A 17445-nucleotide genomic window follows, 5' to 3' on the forward strand; every position below is an offset into this window, starting at 1 on the left:
GAACCCGCGCACCGCCACGTCCTTTTCGACCTGGCCGCGATGGGCGAAGGCCTGGTCTTCGCCGAGTCACTGGATCACCTGGCCGCAGCCCTGACGGGCAGCCCTGGGGACGAGGAACCCGCAACCGCCGGCACCCGGGCGGGCACCGCCGTCGTGCAGGCCCCGCCGGGCACGGGCAAGACCACCCTGGTTCCGCCGCTGGTCGCCAACCTCGTGGCCGCTGCAGCGGCTGGCGGCCGTCCGCGCATCGTGGTCACCCAGCCCCGCCGGGTCGCCGCCCGTTCCGCCGCCAGGCGCCTGGCCGCGCTGGATGGGAGCCGGCTGGGCGAACGCGTCGGCTATACGGTGCGCGGGGAACGCCGGGCGGGCCCGCAGACGCTGATCGAATTCGTCACGCCGGGAATCCTGCTGCGCAGGCTGCTCACCGATCCCGGCCTGGACGGGACGGACGCGGTGATTTTGGATGAAGTGCATGAGCGCGGCCTGGAGACCGACCTGCTGGTCGGCATGCTCGGCGAGGTCCGCCAGCTGCGCGGGGATCTCACGTTGGTGGCGATGTCGGCCACCCTGGACGCGCCGCGCTTCGCCGCCTTGATCGGCGCGGACGACGGCGAAGGGCCGGCCCCGGTGGTCGACTGCCCTTCGGCGCTGCATCCCCTGGACGTGCGGTGGGCTCCCGCCTCGGTGCCGCGGCTGGACGGGCGGGGAGTGGCCCGCGGTTTCCTGGACCACGTCGCGTTCACCGCGGCGGCCGCGCACGCCGAGGCGCTCGCGGCCGACTCCTCGGTGGACGCCCTGGTCTTCGTGCCGGGAGCCTGGGAAGTGCAGCAGGTGGCCGCGGCGATCCGGGACAGGGTCCGCGGCGGCACGGGCGGTGGCGGCACCGGCACCGAGGTGCTGGAGTTGCACGGGCAGGCGGATCCGGCCACGCAGGACCGCGCCGTTTCCGGCCGGGAACCCGGCGGGCCGCCGCGCATCATCGTCTCCACCTCGCTGGCCGAGTCCTCGCTCACCGTGCCGGGCGTGCGGTTGGTCGTCGACTCCGGGCTGTCGCGCGAACCCCGCCGGGACGCCGCCCGCGGCATGTCCGGTTTGGTGACGGTGTCGGCCTCGCGCGCTTCCGCCGACCAGCGCGCCGGCCGCGCAGCCCGCCAGGGGCCGGGCACCGTGGTGCGCTGCTACGAGCCGAAAACCTTTGGCGCCGCGCCCACCCATCCGACCCCGGAGATCGCCGTCGCCGACCTCACGGGTGCCGCCCTGGTGCTGGCCTGCTGGGGTGCCCCGGGTGGCGAGGGGCTGCGGCTTCCGGACGCGCCGCCGGCGCCGGCCATGGCGGATGCCGTCCGCACCCTGCATGAGCTGGGCGCCATTGACGACGGCGGGCGGGCCACCGATGTGGGGCGTGTCCTCTCCCGGGTTCCGGCCGACCCCCGGCTGGGCCGGGCACTGCTGGATGGTGCGGCGGTGGTGGGCCGGCCGGTGGCCGCCGAAGTGGTCGCCTTGGTCTCCGGCGAGGAACGGGCACCCGGGGCCGACCTCACGGTGCTGCTGTCCCGGCTGCGTTCGGCCGGCCGCGCCGACCCCGCCGCCCGGCGCTGGCGGGAGGAGGCGCAGCGGCTGGAGGGCATCGCACGGCAGGAGGCCACCGCCGTCGTGCCTTCCACCGGTGAGGTGCTCCCGGCGGAGCATGCCGGCTTCGTGGTGGCGCTGGCCTTCCCCGAACGGGTCGCCCGCCGCGTGCCCGGTCCCGGGCAAACCTACCTGCTGGCGTCCGGAACCCGGGCCGGGCTTCCGTCCGGCAGTGCCTTGGCCGGGCACGAGTGGCTGGCCGTGGCCGAGGTGTCCCGCGCGCAGGGCCGCGACGCGGCAGGCACGGGGGCGGTGATCCGCGCCGCCGCCCCGTTGGCGGGCGAAACGGCGGCAGCGGCGGCACGGCATTTGATGACCGACCGGGTGGAGGCTCGCTTCGAGTCAGGCAAACTCGCGGCCCGCCGGGAACGCAGGCTTGGCGCCATCGTGCTCTCCTCGGCACCGGTCAGGCCGTCGCGGGACGAGGGCCGGGAGGCGGTAGCCCGGGCCCTGGGAGAGCGCGGGCTCGGCATCCTTGGCTGGTCGGAGGCAGCCAAGGGGCTGCGCCGCCGGCTGGCCCTGCTGCACCGCGAGCTGGGCGCGCCCTGGCCGGACGTCGCGGACGCAGCCTTGCTGGGGCGGCTGGCCGATTGGCTGGCGCCGGAACTGGAGGCACTGGCCGGCGGGAAGCCGGCCGCCGCAGTGGACCTGGCCGAGCCGCTGCGCCGGCTGCTGCCCTGGCCGGAAGCGGCGAGGTTCGATGAGCTCGTGCCGGAGCGGCTGGAGGTTCCCAGCGGCTCACGGGTGCGGATCGACTACCCGGAACGGGACGGGGGAGAGCGCCCGGTAGTGGCGGTCAAACTGCAGGAGTGCTTCGGTTGGGCGGACACGCCCCGGCTGGTGGGCGGTCGGGTCCCCGTGCTGTTCCACCTGCTCTCGCCCGCGGGCAGGCCGCTGGCCGTCACCGATGACCTGGCGTCTTTCTGGTCCGGTCCCTACGCGCAGGTCCGCGCCGAGATGCGCGGCCGCTACCCGAAGCACCCGTGGCCGGAGGACCCGTGGACCGCGCCGGCCACCGCGCGGACCAAGCACCGAAGGTAACGGCCGGACAGTGCCGGCTGGGTTGGGCGCCGGACGCGCGGTTCGGCACGGTCCGGCGCGTTCCGCCCCGACCGGGCGGACCGCCCCGGCGGCTCGACCTGGCGCCGGACGCGTCGCGCCCCGGCGGTTCGGCATGGTCCGGCGCGTGCCGCACACAGCCGGGCGGACTGCTGCCGTCAGCGGGTCTTGTCCGGCCGGTTTCAGTCAGCGGATGAAGTGGCGGGAGATGAGCAGCCGCTGAATCTGGTTGGTGCCCTCGAAGATCTGCATGACCTTGGCCTCGCGCATATACCGCTCGGCCGGGAAGTCCCGGGTGTAGCCTGCCCCGCCCAGCACCTGCACGGCGTTCGTCGTCACGCTCATCGCGTTGTCGGTGGCCACCAGCTTGGCGATCGAGGCCTCCCGGCCGTAGGGAAGGCCGGCGTCCTTCAGCCGCGCCGCCGCCAGGTACATGGCGCGCGCGGTTTCCACCTCCACCGCCATGTCGGCGATCAGGAAGGCCAGCCCCTCGTGCTCGATCAGCCGCTTGCCGAAGGCCTCGCGCTCGTTGGCGTAGGAGGCGGCTAGGTCCAGCGCGGCCTGGGCCAGCCCGGCGGCCACCGCCGCAATGCCCAGCCTGCCCGAGTCCAGCGCGGCGAAGGCGATCGCCAGGCCCTGGCCTTCCTCGCCGATCAGGCGGTTGGCCGGAACGTATACGTCGTCGAAGTTCATCGTCGCCGTGGTCGAGGCCGTCAGCCCCATCTTGTGCTCGGGCGGCGCCGCGCTCAGTCCTTCGGCGTCGGCCGGAACCAGGAAGCAGGAGATCCCGTGCCGGGGATCGTCGGACGTCCTGGCCATGACAGTGTAGAAATCGGCCTCGCCGGCGTGCGTGGTCCAGGCCTTCGCACCGCGGATCACGTAGCCATCGCCCTTCCGGACGGCGCGGGTGCGCATCGCCGCCGGGTTGGAGCCCGCGTGCGACTCGGAGAGGCAATAGGCACCCAGCGTGTCGCCCGAGAGCATGTCCGGCAGCCAGGTCTTGCGCTGCGCATCGCTGCCGAAATGCACCAGCGGGAAGCAGGAGAGGGCATGGACGCTGACGCCCACCGCCACGCTGCCCCACGCCGCGCCGAGTTCCTCCAGGACCTGCAGGTAGACCTCGGCCGGCTGGCCGCCGCCGCCAAACTCCTCCGGGTACGGCAGGCTGAGGAGCCCGGTTTCCCCCAGCATCCGGAAAACCTCGCGCGGGAAGCGTTCGGCGGCCTCGGCCTCGGCCGCCTGCGGCAGCAGCTCGCGGTCCGCCATGTCGCGGACCAGCTCGATCAGTTCCTGCGCTTCCTCCGTCGGCAACAACCGTTGCACAACCATCGCCACTCACCCCTCCGGCTACCGGCCTGGGTGCGGACCGGCGCCTGGATTGCCGCAGCCAAGCCGGGTTCGCCGGGACGCTGCGGTGCGTCCATGTCATTGCGTGAGTCAACTACAACACGGCAACAGGGGCCTGACAAGCATGATCCCCGGCGTGTGTGCGGGCCGGTGTGGGGCCGGTGCCACGGCCGGTCGGACCGCGGTGCCGAGCAACAGGAGCAGTCGCTGGACATCGGCGACGGCCGCAGTCCTCCAGGGCGGCCGAGCTGTGCCAGAGCGGCCTTCCGCGACGGGCCTGTGTCGACTATCGGCCGCTCTGGAACTCCGGCCGGCGCGGGGCCGGTGTGGGAGGCGGTGTTCAGACCGGCATCCGGCCGGCTTTGCTGTGACTGGTGACCCGGCGAGGCGGGAAGCGTACGCTGGGAAGCGAGTCCTGCAGCAGAAAAGGTGATGTGCCATGGACCGGACGTGGAAGCGCTGGCTGCCCGCCGCCGTCGTGCCCGCAGTCATTGCCGGCGGAGTGCTCACCGGTTCCCTGCAGGCCAACGCCGCAACCGATCTGCCGGACAAGACCCCGCAGCAGCTGCTGGAATTCGTGGCGGACAGCGACGTCCGGGAACTCTCCGGCACGCTGGAACAGGACTCCGCGCTGGGCTTGCCGGAACTCCCCGAGGACCTGCCCGCGGACGAGGGCGGACAGGTGGCCGAGGCGCTGGAACTGCTGACCGGTTCCCGCACCGCGCGCGTCTACCTGGACGGGCCGGACCAGGCCCGGCTGCAGCTCTTCGACCGCTTTGCGGAGAGCGACGTGATCCGTAACGGCACCGAGGCCTGGGTCTACAGCTCCAAGGAGAACGAGGCGGTCCACCTCACGCTGCCCTCCTGTGCGGACGGCGGAAAGAATCACGACGGCGGTGCGCACCATCCGGGCGGCGCCTACACCCCCGAACAGCTCGCCGATCACCTGCTGGCCAAGATCGGCCCGGAAACGAAGGTGTCCGTCGGCGCCGACACCGAGGTCGCCGGCCGCAGCGCCTATCAGCTGCTGGTGGAGCCGAACACCGCGGACACGCTGGTGGGATCCGTGACGGTCGCCGTCGACGCCGAGACCGGCCTGCCACTCAGCCTCCGGGTCAACGCGCGGGGACAGCAGGATCCGGCGTTCCAGCTGGGCTTCAGCAAGCTAAGCCTCGAGACCCCGGACCAGGGCCTGTTCGAGTTCACCCCGCCGGCCGGTGCCAGCGTCACCGAAAAGGCCGTGCCGCGGCACGGAGAGCAGTCACCGTCCGGCCGCCATGGACGGCACGGCGGCGGCGGTGCCGCGCTGAGGGATGACGTCACCCTGCACGGCACCGGCTGGGAGACCGTGGCGGAAGCCCCCGCGGGAGCCCTTCCGGAGGGCTGGGAGGACTCGCCGTTGCTCGCCCAAGCCACCGAAGCGGTGGACGGCGGCCGGCTGATCTCTACCGCCCTGGTCAACGTGTACCTGACCGACGACGGCCGCGTTCTGGCCGGGTCGGTCCCGTTCGAGTCGTTGCAGGCAGCCGCGGAGGCCCGGTGAGCGGCAGCGGCAACCCTGCCGCGCTGGTCATCGAGACCTCCGGACTGACCAAACGCTTCGGCCGGCAAACCGCCGTCGACTCCCTGGACCTGGCCGTCCCGCACGGCTCCGTCTTCGGCTTCCTGGGCCCCAACGGCTCGGGGAAAACCACCACCATCCGGGTGATGCTCGGGCTGGCCGCAGCAACCAGCGGGAGCGTCCGGATCTTCGGGCAGGACATGCCCGGGTCTTTGCGGGACGTGCTTCCGCGGGTCGGAGCCCTGCTCGAAGGCCCGGCGTTCTACCCCTTCCTGTCCGGCGCCGCGAACCTGCACCGGCTGGACACCGCGGACCGCCATGCCCCGTCAGAGACTCGGCGGGCGAGGATCCACAGAGCGCTGGAGCGGGTCGGCCTGACCCATGCCGCGGACAAGAAGGTGCGCGCCTACTCGCTGGGCATGAAGCAGCGGCTGGGCATCGCCAACGCCCTGATGATGCCTCGCCAGCTCCTGGTGCTGGACGAGCCCACCAACGGGCTCGACCCGCAGGGCACCCGCGAAGTCCGCAGCCTGGTCCGTTCGCTGGCGGGGGAGGGCACCACGGTATTCGTCTCCAGCCACCTGCTCTCCGAGGTGGAGCAGATCTGCACGCACGCGGCCGTCATGCGCGCCGGCCGGCTGGTGGCGCAGGGGGCCTTGGACGAGGTGCGCCGGGCGGGGCTCACCCACGTGAGCGTCCAGACCCCAGACATCGAAGCCGCCCGCGGCGTGCTGCGCCGATTGGGCCTGGAACCCGAGGTCCCGAGCACCGCACTCGACGGACACGTGAACGCCCCGATGAACCAACGCGGTCTGTTGCCTGAGCACATCGCCGCCGCCCTCGTGGCGGACGGCGTCCGGATCCGCGGGTTCGCCGTGGAGGCAAGCAGCCTCGAGGACCGGTACGTGGAGCTGACGGGGGAGGGATTCGACGTTGTCCAGTGAGCAGCGGCCGAGCAGGGGTGGCGACCGCCGGCCGGGGCCGGAAATCGTGGAAGTCGAGGCCGCCGACGAGGAAAATCCCGGCGCCTCGGCGGCCGCTTCGGCCCAGGGACGGGAAAACGGGAAGTCCGCCGGATGGGCCTTCTTCGGTTCCGAGCTCAGCGTGCTGTTCCGACGCGGCCGGACGTGGGCCATGCTGCTGGCCCTGGCCGCCGTACCGACGCTCATCGCGGTGGTGGTCCGGTTCGCCGCGGACGAGGGAGGGCCCGGCGGCGGTCCACCGTTCCTCAACCGGATCACGGACAACGGGTTGTTCGTGGCGCTGACCGGGCTGGTGGTGTCCATCCCGTTGTTCCTGCCGCTGACCGTCAGCGTCGTTTCCGGGGACACGATCGCCGGCGAGGCGGGCCACGGCACGCTGCGCTACCTGCTCAGCGCCCCGGCCGGCCGGCTGCGGCTGCTGGCCGTCAAATACGGTGCGGCCGTGGCCTTCTGCATGGCGGCGGCGCTCGCCATCGCGGTCACCGGCGCGCTGATCGGCGGCCTGCTCTTCGGCGTCGGACCGGTGACCCTGCTGTCCGGCGACACGATCGGCGTCGGCGAGTCTCTGGCTCGGCTGCTGCTGGTGGCCGCCTACGTTGCCGTGTCGCTGGCCGGGCTGGCGGCCATCGGGCTCTTTATCTCCACTCTCACCGAGGTCCCCGTCGGCGCCATGGCGGCGACGGCAGTGCTGGCCGTCGTCACCCAGATTGTCGGCGCGCTGCCGCAGCTGGAGTGGCTGCACCCGTGGCTGTTCACCCACCACTGGCTGAGCTTCGCCGACCTGCTGCGCCAGCCCATCTCCTGGGACGCCTTCGGAGCCAACGCCGTCCTGCAGGGCGCCTACATCGCCGTTTCCTGCGCCCTCGCCTACGGCCGCTTCACCACCAAGGACGTGCTGTCCTAAGACGATCGCCGCCGGAGATGGACGGTGGCTGTCCGCCGCCGCTTGAAGTTGTTACGACATCCCGGCCTGTTCGTCGGGCTGATGGATGCCGATGGTGTTGTTTTCGGTGTCCAAGTAGTAGCCCTGCCACGCCATTCCCGGCAGTGCGTACTTCGGCAGGGCGGTTTGGCCGCCGGCCGCCAGGATCTTCCGTTCGGTGGCGTCGTAGTCGTCCACTTCCATGGTGACCACCCAGGCGTTGGTGCCCTGGCCGCTGTCCGGGGTCGGGGCGGGGCGCTGCATGAGGCCGCCGTTGATGCCGGGCTGGTCCTCCGGGCCGGTCACGACGCCGTAGTAGGGAGTGCCGGTGACCTGTGAATAGTCCTCGAACGTCCAGCCGAACACGGTCGCGTAGAAGTTTTTGGCTCGTTCCAGGTCTTCTGCCTGGATCTCAAAGTGCACGGGACGGGCCATGGCGGGCTCCTTCGCTGGACGCGGATGCTGATGGTGGTGCGAGCGCTGATCAAGCGAGGCGGTGGCGGCCGGTTCCACGGCTCCAGGGAAGCCAGCCGCGGGTGCGGCGCGGCCGGCTTAGGTGGCCTTCCTTTTCCAGCGGATCGGCAGCATCATCCGGAAGACGCCGATCCTCGCCGGCCACAATGTGCCCTGTTCCGGGGCCGGGTATCTGGGCCGCTGCCAGATTCGGCATCCCCGTGCTGTCCCCGGACCCATGGACGGGCTTAGGTCCCATCCGCTCCATGTCGGCTACTGGATTGGCTTCCGGCCGTTCCTGATTTTTCCGCATGATTGGCCCCCATCGCCACTCAATTAATCCCCTGCGGCCTAGAGTAAACCGGATAACCAGAAAATGGGGGAGAATCCGGAAAAATTTGTTGGCTTGGAAGGGCCGGCTGCTGCGACAGCGCTGTCAGGTGGGCGAGCAAACGACGGCGGTGGGCCGGCTCCGAGAGCCGGCCCACCGCCGTCGTGCTTGTGGTTTTGGAAGTTTAGAGCTGCGTGCCGATGGGGCCGCTGTCGTTCACTTCTCCGCGCCAGGCGCCGGTTTCGGCGCCGCGGGTTTCGATGAACTCCTTGAACTTGCGCATGTCCGACTTCACTTGCTTGTCGTCGATATTCAGGGCGGCGCCGACCTTCTCGGTGAAGGTTTCGGGATCCCACTCGAAGCGCACCGAGACCTTGGTGCTGTCGGCGCCCAGCCGGCTGAACGTGACGACGCCGGCGTGGGACTTGCCGTCGACGCTGCGCCAGGCGATGCGCTCGTCCGGCTGCTGCTCCACGATCTCGGTGTCGAACTCGCGCTCCACGCCGCCGACCTTGGTCTTCCAGTGGTTGGTCGTGTCGGTCAGCTGGGTCACGGACTCAACGCCGGACATGAAGTTCGGAAAGGATTCGAACTGCGTCCACTGGTCGTACGCTGTGCGGACCGGAACGGCTACATCAATGGTTTCTTCCACGGTTTGCATCAGTTGCCTCCTTTGGAATCGGGCCAGGGCCGCTGGTGCGCCCCTCGAGGTGGCCTCGTGGCCTACGCTACACAGACTGGTGAAACGTGACAACTCGATAGACAGCTTGCTGACCATTTTCCGCGGTGCGTAGGGTGGCGTGTGTAGCTATCGCAGAGTCAACCGGCAGGAGTGAATCATGCGCGCTGTAGTGTTCGAGGACTTCAAGACTTTTCCCACCATCAAGGACGTGGAGCGGCCGAAGCCGCGGGCCGGGGAGGTGCTGCTTAAGGTCGCCGGCGCCGGAGCCTGCCACTCCGATGTCGCCATCTACAACGACTTCGAGGCCGGCGGCCCGGGGGCGGTGCCGCCGCCGTTTACGCTCGGCCACGAAAACTCCGGGTGGGTCGAAGAGCTCGGGGAGGGCGTGGAAGGCTTCAACGTCGGCGATGCCTATCTGGTGTACGGGCCGATTGGTTGCGGGCACTGCAAGGCGTGTTCGCGCGGCCAGGACACGTACTGCGAGAACGCGGCCAAGATGCCCTACCTCGGTGTGGGGCTGGGGCGCGACGGCGGGATGGCCGAGTACGTCAGCGTGCCGGCCAGGAACCTGGTGCCGCTCGGCGACGCCGATCCGGTGGCCGCGGCGCCGCTGGCCGACGCTGCGCTGACTCCGTACCACGCCATCAAGCAGTCGCTGCCGCACCTGGCCGGCGGCGGCAAGTACGCGTTGGTCATCGGGCTGGGCGGCCTGGGCCAGATCGCCGTGCAGATCCTCAGGGCGCTGACCGGCGCCACCGTCATCGCCACCGACATGAAGGAAGAAGCGATGCGCAAGGCCGAAGAGGCCGGCGCCGTGACCGTTTCCGGCGGCGAGGGGCAGGCCGAGCGGATCCGTGACATCACCGGCGGCCGGGGCGTCGATGCCGCGTTCGACTTCGTGGGCGTGGGCCCGACCGTCAAGACCGCCGCCGCTTCCATGGCCCGGCTGTCCAGGTTGACGGTGGTGGGGATCGCCGGCGGCACGCTGGAGTGGAGCTTCTTCACCAACCCGTACGAGTCCGTCATCACGAACACCTACTGGGGCACCATCGAGGACCTGCACGAAGTGGTGGACATGTACAAGGCTGGACAGATCGTTCCCGAGATCGAGCGCTACAGCATGGACGATGCGCTGGAGGCCTACCGCAAGCTGCAGGCCGGCGAGCTCAGCGGCCGAGCCGTGGTGGTTCCGCACGGGAGCTAGGGAATTGAAGTGCCAACGGCGGGGTTGTGGCGGATATGAAGCGCATCGGTTTCCTGTCCTTCGGCCATTGGAGCCCCGCCGTCGGCTCGCCGGTTCCCACCGCCGCTGAAGGGCTGCTGCAGAGCATCGAGCTCGCCGTTGCGGCCGAGGAAGTTGGGGTGGACGGCGCGTATTTCCGCGTGCACCACTTCGCGCGCCAGCAATCCTCGCCGTTTCCGCTGCTGGCAGCGATCGCCGCGAGGACCAGCCGGATCGAGATCGGCACCGGCGTAATCGACATGCGCTATGAAAACCCGCTCTACATGGCCGAAGAGGCGGCGGCCACGGACCTGATCAGCGGCGGGCGGCTGCAACTGGGGATCAGCCGCGGGTCACCCGAGCCGGCGCTGAACGGTGCGGCGGCCTTCGGGTACCGGCCGGCCGAGGGCGAGACCGATGCGGACATGGCCCGGCGCCATACCGCGGTGTTCCGCCGGGCCATCACGGGTGCGGGCATGGTCCCCGCCGACCCGAACCACCTCCAGGGCAGGCATGCCGGCATGCTTCCCGTGGAGCCCACGTCCCCGGGGCTGCCGGAGCGGATCTGGTGGGGTGCGGGCTCCCGCGCCACCGCCGTGTGGACCGCGGAGCAGGGCATGAACCTGATGAGCTCCACCCTGCTGATCGAGGACACCGGCGTGCCCTTCGACCAGCTGCAGGCCGAGCAGATCCACCTGTTCCGCGAGGCGTGGCAGAAGGCAGGCCACGCGCATGTTCCGCGGGTGTCGGTCAGCCGCAGCGTGATGCCGATTGTCGACGACGAAGACCAGCGCTACTTCGGGCTCCGCGGCCAGGCCGACCAGCACGACCAGGTCGGCATGCTCGATGGTACGCGCTCGCGGTTCGGCAGGAGCTACATCGGGGATCCGGACAAGATCGCCGCCGAGTTGGCCCGGGACCAAGCGGTGCAGGCCGCGGACACGGTGCTGCTGACGGTGCCGAACTACTTGGGCGTGGAGTACAACGTGAAGATGCTGGGCAACATCGTGCAGCACGTGGCACCGGCCGCCGGCTGGCGCTGAGAAACCAGGCCGCCGTCGGCTCGTCGCCGGAGTACCTGGCCGACGGCGGCGGGCCGCTGGGACTGAGTCCCGGCCCGGCGCGCTACAACAGCACGTCGTTCAGGTCGTAGGAAACCGGCTCGTCCAGTTGCCCGTAGGTGCACGACTCCGGATCGCGGTCCGGCCGCCAGCGGACAAACTGCGCGGTGTGCCGGAAGCGCTCGCCCTCCATGTGGTCGTATTTGACCTCCAGCACCCTTTCCGGGCGCAGCGGCACGAAGGACAGGTCCTTGCCGCCGCTCCAGCGGCTGCCCTCCGTGGTCAGGGGTGTGCGCTCGCCGGCCTCGTGCTGTTCCCGGTTCCAGGGATGGCCGTCCGAATCGGCAATCAGCGGCTGCAGCTCCTCAAACAGTTCCTTGCGGCGTTTCATGCTGAACGCCCCGGCCACGCCCACGTGCACCAGGGTTCCGCCGTCGTTGTACAGGCCCAGCAGCAGCGAGCCCACCAGGCCCGGCCCGCTCTTATGCACGCGGTAGCCCGCGACCACGCAGTCGGCAGTGCGCTCGTGCTTGATCTTGAACATGCTCCGCTTGTCCGGCTGATACTTTCCGTCCAAGGGCTTGGCCACCACGCCGTCCAGCCCGGCCCCCTCGAACTCTCCGAACCACCGCTCGGCCACCACCGGGTCGGTGGTGGCCCGGGTCAGATGGATGGGATTGACGACGGCGGAGAGCGCCTTCTCCAGCGCGGCCCGCCGTTCCTCGAAGGGGCGCGAGGTCAGATCGTCGTCGCCGAGGGCGAGCAGGTCGAAGGCCACGAACCGGGCGGGAGTCTGCACCGAGAGGAGCTTGACTCGGCTGGCCGCCGGATGGATGCGCTGCTGCAGCATCTCGAAGTCGAGCCTGTCGCCGCCTTCGCCCACCAGGATGATCTCCCCGTCCACGACGCAGCGCTCGGGCAGCTGCTCACGGAACGCGTCCACCAGTTCGGGGAAGTAGCGAGTCATGGGCTTCTCGTTCCGGCTGCCGATCTCCACCTCGTCGCCATCGCGGAAGATGATTGACCGAAAGCCGTCCCATTTCGGCTCGTACGTCATTCCGCCGTCGGGGATCTTGGCCACGCTTTTGGCCAGCATGGGCGGAACGGGTGGCATCACGGGCAGGTCCATGCGCCCATTCTCTGTGCTGGCCCAGCCGGTGTCCATGCCGGCGCAGACAGGGAGGACGCCCCGGGCGCAAGGAATCCGGGCTTGCGCGGGCTCAGACCCGGCGGTAGATATCCGCCACCGGACAGTGGAAGGGATCGGAGGCGGCTATTCCGACGGCGCCCAGGTAGCGGACTATCGCCGCATAGGAGGCCAGCAGGCTGGTCTCCGTGTACGGGATCGAGTGCTCGCGGCAGTATTGGCGGACCATCGGTGCCGCCTTGCTCAGGCAGGGACGGGGCATGTCGGGGAACAGGTGGTGTTCGACCTGGCGGTTCAGACCGCCCATCAGCAGGTCCATCATCCAGCCGCCGCGGATGTTGCGGGAGGCCGTCACCTGTCGGGTGACGAAGTCCGGCCGGCTGGATTTCGCATAGATCGGCATGCCTTTGTGGTTCGGGGCAAACGACGCGCCCATGTAAAAGCCGAAGACCGCCATCTGCACGCCGATGAACGCGAACGCCTGTCCCAAGGGCAGAAGCCAGAAGACCACGGTGAGCAGCACGGCGGCGCGGGCCGCGAGGATGCCCAGCTCCAGCCAGCGGTGCTCCACCTTGGCCTGCCGGACCAGGTACTTGAAGGAATCCGCGTACAGGCTGAAGCCCAGGAACGGCAGCAGCGGGAACAGCAGGTAGCCCTGGAGCCGGGTGACACGGACCATCGCGCCGCGGCGCCCGGCCGCAGCGTCCGGGTGGAAGGCGATGGACCCGGTCCTGATGTCCGGGTCCTTGTCCACGGTGTTGGGAAACCCATGGTGCTTGGTGTGTTTACGCATCCACATGGCGTAGCTGATGCCCACCAGGCAGGTGCCAACCAGCCGGGCAGCCCATTCGTTGACCCGCTTGGATTTGAATACCTGCCAATGGGCCGCTTCGTGCGCCAGGAAGGCGAATTGGGTGAACAGTATCCCCATCCCGGCCGCGATCAGCAGTTGGAACCAACTGCTCCCGAGCAACGAAAACCCTGTCCACGCCGCGGCCAGCAGCATCATGAGCACCGCGAAGAGGGTGATGTAGTAGCCCCTGCGGCGAGTCAGCAGACCGGCCGATTTCATGCGGGCCATGAGCGCCAAGTATCCGGCCGCGATACTGTTCGGTGCCCGGGACGGGCGATCCGGTTCGCGGGCGGAATTGGGCTGGGGAGCCGTATTGGTCTGGGGCTTGGGCTGAAAGTCCATGACATGCCTTGCGTCCGGCGGGGTAAATACAGTCGGTGCAGCCGGCCGTCAAGCTTCAGCACCATCTGTTGTGAATGTACCGGCGCCGCGCAAGGCTGTCACCGGTAGGAGGCGTCCCGGCCATCATCTGGACCGAATTCGCAGGCTGTGAGGACCAAGGGGCTGTCGCGGGCGGATCTCGGCTGCACTTCAAAGCGCTGTTGCACGCCACCATGCCAAACCCCGGCCGTCTCAGAAAGCAAAGATCAGCAGGCGCCCTTCCCGCGAGCGGGAAGGGCGCCTGCTGATCAGTCGATGCCGGCCCTGTTAGTCGGCGATGTAGAACAGGCGCTTGTTGACGAATTCGTCCATGCCCAGCGGGCCAAGCTCGCGTCCGAAGCCGGAGCGCTTCACGCCGCCGAACGGGATGTCGGCGCCTTCGCCGACGCCGTTGACGTTGGCCATGCCCACCTCCAGTTGCTGGGCAATCTTGCGGGCGCGCTCCTCGTCCTTGGAGAAGACGACGCCGCCGAGGCCGTAGTCGGTGTCGTTGGCCAGTTCCAGGGCTTCCTCGTCGCTGCTGACCTTGTAGACCACGGCGACCGGGCCGAAGAGCTCTTCACGGTAGGCGCGCATCTCCGGAGTGACGCCGGTCAGGACGGCCGGGGCCAGGTAGGCGCCGGGGCCATCGTGCAGGGTGCCGCCGGCGTGCAGCGTGGCGCCCTTGTTGACGGCGTCCTTGAGCTGCTCCGCCAAACCTTCGGCCGCCGCCCGGGAGGAGAGCGGGGCGTAGGTTCCCTCGGCCTCTTCGGCCGGGTCACCGGGCTTGAGGTCCTTCGCCAGGTTGGTCAGCTCGGCCACGAAGTCGTCGTAGATGTCCTCCATGACGATCATGCGCTTGTTGGAGTTGCAGGCCTGCCCGGTGTTCTCGATGCGGGTTGCCCACGCCTGCTCGGCCGCGGCCTTGACGTCGTCGGTGTCCAGCAGCACGTAGGGATCGGAGCCGCCCAGTTCCAGGACGGCCTTCTTCAGGTTCTTGCCGGCGAGCTCGCCGATGATGGCGCCGGCCCGCTCGGAGCCGGTCAGCGAGACACCCTGCACCCGCGGGTCGGCAATGATGTCCGCGATCTGCTCGTGGCTGGCGAAGAGGTTGATGTACACGCCGTCGGGCACGCCGGCGTCGTCCATAATTTTCTGGATGGCCAGGGCGGAGCGGGGGCAGGTCTCGGCGTGCTTGAGGATGATGGTGTTGCCCAGCATCAGGTTCGGCGCGGCGAAGCGGGCCACCTGGTAGTAGGGGTAGTTCCACGGCATGATGCCCAGCAGCGGGCCGACCGGCAGCTTCTGGATCATGGCGCGGCCGCCGCCGATGGCCTTGATTTCCTGGTCCGCCACCAGGTCGGGGCCTTCAGTAGCGAAGTAGCTGAAAATGTCGGTGCAGAACTCGGCCTCGCCCTTGGACTCGGACAGGGGCTTGCCCATTTCCTCGGTGATGATCGCGGCGAGCTCGTCGGCCCGCTCGGTGAACAGTTCCGCAATGCGGGACACCACCTTGGCGCGGTCCGTGATCGGCGTGGCCTTCCACGCTGTGTAGGCAGCCTGGGACCTGGCGAGGGCGTCCTTGACCTCGGCGTCGGTGGCGGTGGGGAATTCCTCGACCACCTCGCCGGTGGACGGGTTTTGGACCCGGTAGCCCGGCTGGGTGGATGAAGCGGCGTGGGAAGTGGTGGTCACAGCCCTGATCTCCTTCAGATAATGACATAGCAGCGGGACGGCGGCGCGGCCGTCTCCGGTTCCCATCTTGTACCGTCCGGCCGGTTATGTGAAGTGAGTTACGCTCACGGCATGGAAGTAAGAAGCCCGGCGCGGCGTGAATTGGCAGGCAGCGCAGGCGGGGCGGTGCAGCACCGGGCCATTCGGCCGTCCTGAGCGGCCGCCGAACGGCTTCCGGGCTCCCGTTCCCAGAAACCACCGAACTGCTTCCGCGCTCCCGTTCCTAGTGGAGGCCGCGCAGCCTGTCCATCTCCCGCCGATCCTTCTTGGTCGGCCGGCCGGCACCCCGGTCGCGCTGCGGAATTCCGAGCGAGGGAATCGCCGGGCGCGGCGGCGTGTGGTCCGTGAAGCAGTGCGAGGCCGCCTCGGCTCCCACCCGTTTGGCGATCAGACGGCGCACTTCCAGGATCCGTTCGTAGCCGGGCTGCCGCACCCGCAGGGTGTCGCCCGGGACGACCGACTGGGAGGCCTTGACCGGGTTGCCGTTGAGCCGGACGTGTCCGGCACGGCAGGCGGCGGTGGCCGCGGAGCGGGTCTTGTAGGCGCGGATGGCCCACAGCCACGCATCGACGCGCACCGAACTCGGGGTATTGGCGGAAGTGTTCATGCCCCTCCGAGTCTAGCGTCGCCGCGGCGGCGCCCCTGGCGGTCCGATCCCGCCGGTTCCGCCCCAGCCCTCAGGGGTGTTTCCTTTCACCCCGAGTTCACAGCCAGTTGGCTCGCAGGTTCACTGGCGCTGTGAAGCTCGATGGCGGGGAAACCCGGACAACCACTACGAAGGGCGTCATATCCCATGGCATCTCGCCTGCTCAGAACATTGACCACCTCCGCCGCGGCCGTCGCCGTCGGCGCTACCCTCGTGGCCGCCCCGGCGGCCGGCGCGCAGAACAACCCGGGCGGGCAGGATGAAGCCCCGCTGCTGATCGGCCACCGCGGGGCCGCCGGCACCGCCCCCGAAAATACGGTTGCGGCCTTCAAGGACGGGCGCGCCTCCGGCGCCGACTTCTTCGAGATCGACGTCCAGCTCAGCGCCGATGGCGTACCGTTCCTGTTCCACGACGACACTCCGGCCCGGACCACCAACGTGGAGGAGGTATTCCCCGAGCGTGCCGGGGACCCCATCACGTCCTTTACTTGGGGTGAATTGCAGCAGCTCGACGCCGGATCCTACTTCGGCGCCAAGTACCAAGGGGAGCGGATCCCGCACCTGGATGACGCGGCGAAGATCGCCACGGTGAAGACCGGCGTATACATCGAAATCAAGTCGCCGAAGAACTCCCCGGGCATCGAACAGCTCGTCGCCGACGAGCTCCGCACCGATGCCGCCTGGACGAAGCTTGTTGCCGCCGACAAGGTCCAGGTCCTCGGCTTCGACGAGGCCTCCAACCGCACCTTCGCCAACCTGGCCCCCGAGATCGCGCTGCAGCAGCTCTCGAGCACCGTCCCGGGTCCGGCCACGCTGGAATCCTGGGCGGCCTTTGCCGATTCGATCGGCACCAACTACCGCACCCTGACGGCGCAGAATGTTGCAGACGCCAAGGCCGCCGGGCTGGTCGTCGGCGTCTACACCGCCAACTCGCCCGAGGCCGTCCAGCATTCCATCGACCTCGGCGTCGATGCCGTCACCGGTGACTTCCCGATTCAGACCATGCGCTACCTGGACGGGCGGAAGCCCTTCCCCGCGGGCACCGGCCTGGAAATCGCCGGCGCGGTGAATGACCCCGCCGGCAGCGACGTTCAGCCGGAGACCGGCGAGCACGTGGTGCTGCGCAACACCGCCAACCACAGCATCGACGCCAGCGGCTACATCATTCGCGACGCGGCGAACAATATCCTGGCTGTGGGCGAGGGCTACGTGCTTGCCCCCGGCGTGGAGTTGCGGGTCTACACCGGTCCCGGCACCAACAGCGCCGAGGCCTACTACAACAATGGCACCGCGTCACTGCTGAACAACGGCGGCGACTCCATGGCGCTGTGGACGCCGCAGGGCACCCTGCAGGACGTTTTCGCTAACTAGGCGGCGGGTTCTACGCCGACGATGCCGGCACCCCGGGCAGCCTTACGCCGCCCGAGGCGCCGGCGCCGGTTTTGGTGCCTCAGA

14 protein-coding genes are annotated in these 17445 nt (G+C 69.4%); 7 read left to right on the forward strand and 7 right to left on the reverse strand.

Annotated features, from left to right (window positions below; genetic code table 11):
* Positions 1 to 39 precede the first annotated feature (39 nt).
* Positions 40 to 2670 (forward strand): ATP-dependent helicase HrpB, encoded by a 2631-nt coding sequence (gene hrpB, locus AC5RW2_RS11575; protein ID WP_494074065.1) that lies wholly within the window; start codon positions 40 to 42, stop codon positions 2668 to 2670.
* Between the two features lie 204 nt (positions 2671 to 2874).
* On the opposite strand, the gene AC5RW2_RS11580 is transcribed toward hrpB, so the two are convergent.
* A complete protein-coding gene (locus tag AC5RW2_RS11580; protein ID WP_494074066.1) occupies positions 2875 to 4017 on the reverse strand; it encodes an acyl-CoA dehydrogenase family protein in 1143 nt (380 codons plus the stop codon).
* 457 nt (positions 4018 to 4474) lie between these two features.
* On the opposite strand from AC5RW2_RS11580, the gene AC5RW2_RS11585 reads away from it, so the two are divergent.
* The 3 genes from AC5RW2_RS11585 to AC5RW2_RS11595 are packed head-to-tail and all read left to right on the forward strand — an operon-like array spanning position 4475 to position 7483.
* On the forward strand, positions 4475 to 5578 hold the full coding sequence (locus AC5RW2_RS11585; RefSeq protein ID WP_494073931.1) for a LolA family protein: 1104 nt from the start codon (positions 4475 to 4477) through the stop codon (positions 5576 to 5578).
* Positions 5575 to 6540 carry an ABC transporter ATP-binding protein gene (locus tag AC5RW2_RS11590; protein WP_494073932.1) on the forward strand — a complete coding sequence of 322 codons (966 nt, stop codon included), beginning with the start codon at positions 5575 to 5577 and terminating at the stop codon, positions 6538 to 6540. Before AC5RW2_RS11585 ends, AC5RW2_RS11590 begins: the two co-directional genes overlap by 4 nt.
* Positions 6530 to 7483, forward strand: a complete 954-nt coding sequence (locus tag AC5RW2_RS11595; RefSeq protein ID WP_494073933.1) for an ABC transporter permease — start codon at positions 6530 to 6532, stop codon at positions 7481 to 7483. Before AC5RW2_RS11590 ends, AC5RW2_RS11595 begins: the two co-directional genes overlap by 11 nt.
* Before the next feature lie 51 nt (positions 7484 to 7534).
* On the opposite strand, the gene AC5RW2_RS11600 is transcribed toward AC5RW2_RS11595, so the two are convergent.
* On the reverse strand, positions 7535 to 7936 hold the full coding sequence (locus AC5RW2_RS11600) for a VOC family protein (RefSeq protein ID WP_494012971.1): 402 nt from the start codon (positions 7934 to 7936) through the stop codon (positions 7535 to 7537).
* Between the two features lie 533 nt (positions 7937 to 8469).
* Entirely contained in the window at positions 8470 to 8946 is a 477-nt protein-coding gene (locus AC5RW2_RS11605) for an SRPBCC family protein (protein WP_494073934.1), read from the reverse strand.
* Between the two features lie 178 nt (positions 8947 to 9124).
* Here AC5RW2_RS11605 and AC5RW2_RS11610 point away from each other — a divergent pair, with 178 nt between their 5' ends.
* Positions 9125 to 10171, forward strand: a complete 1047-nt coding sequence (locus tag AC5RW2_RS11610; protein ID WP_494073935.1) for an NAD(P)-dependent alcohol dehydrogenase — start codon at positions 9125 to 9127, stop codon at positions 10169 to 10171.
* A 35-nt stretch (positions 10172 to 10206) separates the two neighbouring features.
* Entirely contained in the window at positions 10207 to 11232 is a 1026-nt protein-coding gene (locus AC5RW2_RS11615; protein ID WP_494074067.1) for an LLM class flavin-dependent oxidoreductase, read from the forward strand.
* An 82-nt stretch (positions 11233 to 11314) separates the two neighbouring features.
* On the opposite strand, the gene AC5RW2_RS11620 is transcribed toward AC5RW2_RS11615, so the two are convergent.
* From AC5RW2_RS11620 to AC5RW2_RS11635, 4 genes are all read right to left on the reverse strand, one after another.
* Positions 11315 to 12379 carry an ATP-dependent DNA ligase gene (locus AC5RW2_RS11620; protein WP_494073936.1) on the reverse strand — a complete coding sequence of 355 codons (1065 nt, stop codon included), beginning with the start codon at positions 12377 to 12379 and terminating at the stop codon, positions 11315 to 11317.
* A gap of 91 nt (positions 12380 to 12470) precedes the next feature.
* Positions 12471 to 13592, reverse strand: coding sequence for a fatty acid desaturase family protein (locus AC5RW2_RS11625; RefSeq protein WP_494073937.1), 1122 nt, complete (start codon positions 13590 to 13592; stop codon positions 12471 to 12473).
* A 306-nt stretch (positions 13593 to 13898) separates the two neighbouring features.
* The gene (locus tag AC5RW2_RS11630) at positions 13899 to 15305 is read right to left on the reverse strand and encodes an NAD-dependent succinate-semialdehyde dehydrogenase (RefSeq protein ID WP_494073938.1); all 1407 of its coding nucleotides are present in this window, start codon (positions 15303 to 15305) and stop codon (positions 13899 to 13901) included.
* A 262-nt stretch (positions 15306 to 15567) separates the two neighbouring features.
* Positions 15568 to 15951, reverse strand: a complete 384-nt coding sequence (locus AC5RW2_RS11635) for an RNA-binding S4 domain-containing protein (protein WP_494073939.1) — start codon at positions 15949 to 15951, stop codon at positions 15568 to 15570.
* A gap of 186 nt (positions 15952 to 16137) precedes the next feature.
* On the opposite strand from AC5RW2_RS11635, the gene AC5RW2_RS11640 reads away from it, so the two are divergent.
* Positions 16138 to 17361 (forward strand): glycerophosphodiester phosphodiesterase family protein, encoded by a 1224-nt coding sequence (locus AC5RW2_RS11640; protein ID WP_494073940.1) that lies wholly within the window; start codon positions 16138 to 16140, stop codon positions 17359 to 17361.
* The last annotated feature ends 84 nt before the right edge of the window (positions 17362 to 17445 follow it).

Source organism: Arthrobacter sp. B0316-1-20 (genome assembly GCF_059091865.1).

Coding starts and splice junctions, on each gene's coding strand:
- AC5RW2_RS11620 (WP_494073936.1), bottom strand. CDS start 12,379: ATGGACCTGCCCGTGATGCCACCCGTTCCGCCCATGCTGGCCAAAAGC.
- AC5RW2_RS11635 (WP_494073939.1), bottom strand. CDS start 15,951: ATGAACACTTCCGCCAATACCCCGAGTTCGGTGCGCGTCGATGCGTGG.
- hrpB (WP_494074065.1), top strand. CDS start 40: ATGGGCGAAGGCCTGGTCTTCGCCGAGTCACTGGATCACCTGGCCGCA.
- AC5RW2_RS11625 (WP_494073937.1), bottom strand. CDS start 13,592: ATGGACTTTCAGCCCAAGCCCCAGACCAATACGGCTCCCCAGCCCAAT.
- AC5RW2_RS11640 (WP_494073940.1), top strand. CDS start 16,138: ATGGCATCTCGCCTGCTCAGAACATTGACCACCTCCGCCGCGGCCGTC.
- AC5RW2_RS11615 (WP_494074067.1), top strand. CDS start 10,207: ATGAAGCGCATCGGTTTCCTGTCCTTCGGCCATTGGAGCCCCGCCGTC.
- AC5RW2_RS11605 (WP_494073934.1), bottom strand. CDS start 8,946: ATGCAAACCGTGGAAGAAACCATTGATGTAGCCGTTCCGGTCCGCACA.
- AC5RW2_RS11585 (WP_494073931.1), top strand. CDS start 4,475: ATGGACCGGACGTGGAAGCGCTGGCTGCCCGCCGCCGTCGTGCCCGCA.
- AC5RW2_RS11610 (WP_494073935.1), top strand. CDS start 9,125: ATGCGCGCTGTAGTGTTCGAGGACTTCAAGACTTTTCCCACCATCAAG.
- AC5RW2_RS11600 (WP_494012971.1), bottom strand. CDS start 7,936: ATGGCCCGTCCCGTGCACTTTGAGATCCAGGCAGAAGACCTGGAACGA.
- AC5RW2_RS11580 (WP_494074066.1), bottom strand. CDS start 4,017: ATGGTTGTGCAACGGTTGTTGCCGACGGAGGAAGCGCAGGAACTGATC.